This window comes from Loigolactobacillus backii, assembly GCF_003946275.1.
In the GTDB taxonomy this organism is placed as follows: Bacteria; Bacillota; Bacilli; order Lactobacillales; family Lactobacillaceae; genus Loigolactobacillus; species Loigolactobacillus backii.
Map to the genome: position 1 here is coordinate 1 of NZ_RHNQ01000103.1, position 4,525 is coordinate 4,525.

Genomic DNA, 4,525 nt, shown 5'->3' on the forward strand with positions numbered 1-4,525 from the left:
GTTTGTGGTAAACACCATTTTAAAGGAAGCTGATCTTTTTTGTCCGAACAGCGTTCGGATTAATTTTACAATCTACCATTAATCCTTTGACAATGCATCGTACGCCACGTCACTGACCGGTTCCAACCATTCAGAAGTCCCCGTAGTGATTGCGACATGACTAAACCAGCTGTCTTTTGTCGCACCGTGCCAATGCTTAACGCCATCGTGAATGGTAACCACATCGCCTGGGTGCAGTAGTTGTGCTGGCTTGCCATCCTCCTGATACCAACCTTCACCACCGGTAACAAGCAAGATTTGATAACCATTGTGATGAATATGCCAGTCATTGCGGCATCCTGGTTCAAATGTCACATTGCCAACATTTACATTGACATTGTCATCTGAACTAACTAAATTTTTTAAGTAACTTTGACCGATAAAATACTGCGCATAAGCGTCATTTTTATTACCTTGACCAAAAACATTTTGTGTTTCAAATTTTTCGTTTGCCATTACTTATGTGTCTCCTCTTCATCTGACCAAATTTCCTTAGCACGGTTAAACGCCGACCATGCCTTAGGCCACCCAGCGTAAAATGCAAGGTGGGTAATTTCAGCAACAATCTCGTCTTTTGTAATGCCGTTTTGTTTGCCAATTCGTAAATGAGCTTCTAATTGTTCTGTATTGCCGGCTGAAATAATGCTAGCAATCGTAATTAAGGAACGGTCATGAGCAGACAAAGCGTCTTCTTTGGACCAAACCTCACCAAATAAAACATCATCATTTAAAGCAGCAAATTGTGGGGCAAAATCACCCAACTGTTTGCGACCTGCTGTTTGTTTTTTAGCCATGTTAAATTCCTCCTCGATTAAAAACAAAGTGATTAACGCGATTAAATTCATTGAAACACTTAAAGTACACTTTAAGTAAAGCCCTAAATTTCATAAAAACTAAAAAGAGCGACTTAACAGGTACATAACCTGCTAAGTCGCTCTAAATCAAAATTATAGAAATTCAAAATGCCTACACTGCCTGAAACACTCGTTGCGGTATCGCCCGAATTAATCGTTATTCCGTTGATTATGAAGTCCCGACTGTATTAGCTGGAGGGCGTCCCCATTGATACCGAACCGTGAAGGTATTGTTAATCCGGAATGCATTTTGCCAGATTTACAATACGGACGGTCGAAAAGACTCAGTTTTCCACGAGGCTTTGCGACGAGGTGAAAGTCTCCGAACTTAGGAAGCTTAAACCGGTCCCACGGCAAGCGTGTCAATGGAGACAACCGCAAGCGGCATTCACCGCTATCATTTATTCTTCATGATTCAAACTGGCAAGGTAATTAGCAAAACCTTCGTTATCACTAATATGCCCGTCTACTTTTCCCTGATACCAATCAATCTTGTCGTTTAAAATCGTCATACTATGCTGCAATTCCTCAAACTCCTGAAGGAAACCACGCCGTACATTCTTCAATAACTGCAACCGTTTGGTGATCGTTGCATCCCCCTCAGCGCGCCAAGCCACATACTGTTTCAACTGTTCGATAGTCATTCCTGTACCCTTTAAGTGTAACAAGAATTTGATCCAGCTAGCATCTGCATCCGTATAATAACGTAACCCGTTGTCAGACCGATGTGGTTTGACCAAACCTTCCTTTTCATAATAACGAAGCGTTGGGCCTGACAACCCGGTTTTAGTTGCAAATTCACCGATTCGATAGCGCTTTTCTGTTACAGCTGTCTTTGTCGCCATTAACATTCCCTCCAGAAGTTGATATTCACATTAGTTAAAGTCGACTTTAACTCATAGCCCACAGTCTTGTCCACTATTGTGTCAAATGAACTAGCCATTGGCACCAAACAAGTTCAAAATCACAACGCCAACCAGAATGAATCCAATCCCAATCACATTGGCCAAATTGACTGGTTCCTTCCAAAACAAAACGGCCACTAACGTTGACAGCACAACGCCAATGCCAGCCCACAATGCGTAAGCAATATTGAGATTGACTGTTTTCATGCACACCGCCAGAAAGTAAAAGCAGGTACCATAAGCAATTAAGGCCCCTAAACTGGGCCATAATAGTGTAAATCCAGATGATGCCTTCAATAAATTTGTGCCAATCAATTCACCAACAATGGCTAAAGCCAGATATACATACCCCATTGTGACCACCCCGTAAAAAATTTGTCCCGACCCTCATAATGTCGCTAAAAAAAGCCGATGTAAAGCAAAAAGCTACCCGCAACGAGGGTGGCCTCCTGATAAATTTTTGGTCCGATTTAAGCATTAATCAATTGTGGTTTTGTCTTCCCAATCATCACTTATTTATCCACATGAAGTGAACCGTGATCTGATTGTTTGTGACTCTGCTCATTATGTGAAACCGATTGTGGCGAATCCGTTTGCCGACGTGCCGGTTGAGACGATTTCTGTTGTTTCGGTTGCTTACTTTCTTGATCATTGATGTGATCATCGAAGTACGTTTGCAACCGCCGTAGTTCATTAACCTGCGATTCAATCGAACCCAACATCTCTGTTTGAATCTTTTGAATCTGCAACATGTTCGGCTGATCCTGTTGAATCATATGGTCAACCTTGGAGTGCAGTACCCGAATTTCTTCTTCCGATTTTTGGTTAACGTGATAATCGTTAGCCGATTCCATCCGGTCATACTCTGCTGACCGGTTCTGACTCATCATAATGAGTGGTGCCTGGATTGCGGCAACCATACTCAAGAATAAGTTCAAAAGAATAAACGGATACGGATCGAAATGCACACCAAATAGGTGTAATGAATTAACAGTAATCCACAATAACATAATGAGAACAAAGGAAATAATAAAAGGCCAGCTACCCCCGAAGTGGGCAACAGCATCCGCAACCCGCTGACCAACTGTTAGTGAGTGTTCCAATTGCTGACGGACATCAACCACCTGATAGGTATCTTTTTGAAGTACCCGTGTAAGCTTTTGGTTCAGCTTATGATTCTGGCGATAGTCCTTCGCAATCATCTGATCCATCTTTAATAAACGGTAGTGGACCAAATGCTCACTACAGATAAAATCTTGGTTTGTCGCCTTTGGAAAGTCGAGACGAATCAACGCCCTCAACGGACCATCCAAATCTCCTAGGAAAACACCGTCTACGAGATCATATTCTTTATGATCAACGAGACAGTAAACCGTGCCGTTCAATTCTTGCATTAGACTAAAACACCTCAGTAAATGCTAAATTTCACGTGCGGCAAAGTTCACAGCATGGGTTAAATATCCAGTTATGAATTGCGAACACGCGGGACCGTCATCACTCGTTGAACATATATGATAATCTGCGTCTGACATAAAACCCACCTGCCTTTCCTAGGTTGACCTGAGTTATCGCTACAAACCCATTATAGAGGACACGCTCAAAAAAGTCCAAGCGAACCTACCCATTTCTGAGCGTAAATTGCAAGAACAAGTTAGCCAGTCGTTGAGGACAATCCCAGAACAGGCCGTTATCAAATAGAAGTTGTGGCGCTAGAGAGACTACTGGGCCATGCGGCGAACGCGCCGAGCTTCGGCCTCAAAGTTTTGCTGGGGTGTGCAGTAGCCCTGTTGTTTGCGAGGCAACTGATTCAAGCGGTCTTGCGTGGCCTGCACTTGACTAGGGCTAATGTCATCTAGGGACATGCCCTTAGGGAAGTCCTGGCGGATCATCCGGTTACGTGCCTCGTTGGTGCCACGGTCGCAGGACGTGTAAGGATGGGCGTAGAAGATCTCAGTTTCCGTCCCAGCAAAAGCAGTATTTAAGGCGGTGAACTCGGGTCCGTTGTCGGCTGTGATGGTCTTGATGCAAGCTCCCCATTCGCGCTTGATTCCACGCAATGCATAGCTCACAGAGTCTGCATCTCGTCCTTCGATCAAGCGGAGAAGTTGGCAACGGGTCTTGCGCTCAATCAGAGTCAAGATGACGCTCTCCTTGCCATTGCGTTTACCGACAATGGTATCCATCTCCCAGTGACCGAACTGCCTGCGTCGTTCAACGACCTTAGGCCGTTCCTCGATACTGCGGCCAGCCAGGCGCTTAGCCTTGGTGTGGTGCTGGTGAGAGGTCTTCCGCTTAGTCTTCTCCAACAGGTCGATATTTCGAATCTCTAGGCGGCCAATTTCAGCAGCAATCCAACGATTGGACTTCCCAGCTTGGCGGAATCCGGCCACTTTTCCGCGCTCGAGTGATGTTAAGTGCTGACCTTTTTGGCGGTGTGTGCTATCCTGTTTCTGCATCAAGACAATATCCTCTTCCATTGTTTGTGTAGGAACCTCAATGATACAGGATATCTGTTCTTGATGTTTTTTATTGTCCAAAAAATTTTGAGACAGTGGCTAACTTGATTCTAAAATGCGCGTCTTTTTGATTTTAGGTCAAGCGTAAAATCTGAAATTTTATTTTGATCTAGCTTACTTAAATGACCGATTTATTTAAAGTTTAAACCGGCTTTGGGAAAGCGATAAATATTACCAAGATCGACCCAGGAAGGTTTCTTCAACCCAGCGG

The 4,525-nt window shown here is 44.0% G+C and carries 5 protein-coding genes and 1 pseudogene; all 6 read right to left on the reverse strand.

Translation table 11 applies throughout. From position 1 onward, the window contains the following. Positions 1 to 78: 78 nt before the first annotated feature. Positions 79 to 495, reverse strand: coding sequence for a cupin domain-containing protein (locus EKM61_RS11400; RefSeq protein WP_056986391.1), 417 nt, complete (start codon positions 493 to 495; stop codon positions 79 to 81). Next, a complete protein-coding gene (locus tag EKM61_RS11405; RefSeq protein ID WP_017260570.1) occupies positions 495 to 833 on the reverse strand; it encodes a carboxymuconolactone decarboxylase family protein in 339 nt (112 codons plus the stop codon). The genes EKM61_RS11400 and EKM61_RS11405 overlap by 1 nt, the downstream gene beginning before the upstream one ends. A gap of 461 nt (positions 834 to 1,294) precedes the next feature. Continuing rightward, positions 1,295 to 1,738 carry a MerR family transcriptional regulator gene (locus EKM61_RS11410; RefSeq protein ID WP_046871958.1) on the reverse strand — a complete coding sequence of 148 codons (444 nt, stop codon included), beginning with the start codon at positions 1,736 to 1,738 and terminating at the stop codon, positions 1,295 to 1,297. 90 nt (positions 1,739 to 1,828) lie between these two features. Then, the gene (locus EKM61_RS11415) at positions 1,829 to 2,152 is read right to left on the reverse strand and encodes a DMT family transporter (protein WP_046871959.1); all 324 of its coding nucleotides are present in this window, start codon (positions 2,150 to 2,152) and stop codon (positions 1,829 to 1,831) included. Positions 2,153 to 2,472: 320 nt separating this feature from the next. Next, positions 2,473 to 3,192: pseudogene (locus EKM61_RS11420) on the reverse strand (DUF1003 domain-containing protein); the annotation flags it as partial. 324 nt (positions 3,193 to 3,516) lie between these two features. Then, the gene (locus EKM61_RS11425; protein WP_068226302.1) at positions 3,517 to 4,254 is read right to left on the reverse strand and encodes an IS30 family transposase; all 738 of its coding nucleotides are present in this window, start codon (positions 4,252 to 4,254) and stop codon (positions 3,517 to 3,519) included. Positions 4,255 to 4,525: the final 271 nt, after the last annotated feature.

Coding starts and splice junctions, on each gene's coding strand:
- EKM61_RS11400 (WP_056986391.1), bottom strand. CDS start 495: ATGGCAAACGAAAAATTTGAAACACAAAATGTTTTTGGTCAAGGTAAT.
- EKM61_RS11405 (WP_017260570.1), bottom strand. CDS start 833: ATGGCTAAAAAACAAACAGCAGGTCGCAAACAGTTGGGTGATTTTGCC.
- EKM61_RS11410 (WP_046871958.1), bottom strand. CDS start 1,738: ATGGCGACAAAGACAGCTGTAACAGAAAAGCGCTATCGAATCGGTGAA.
- EKM61_RS11415 (WP_046871959.1), bottom strand. CDS start 2,152: ATGGGGTATGTATATCTGGCTTTAGCCATTGTTGGTGAATTGATTGGC.
- EKM61_RS11425 (WP_068226302.1), bottom strand. CDS start 4,254: ATGCAGAAACAGGATAGCACACACCGCCAAAAAGGTCAGCACTTAACA.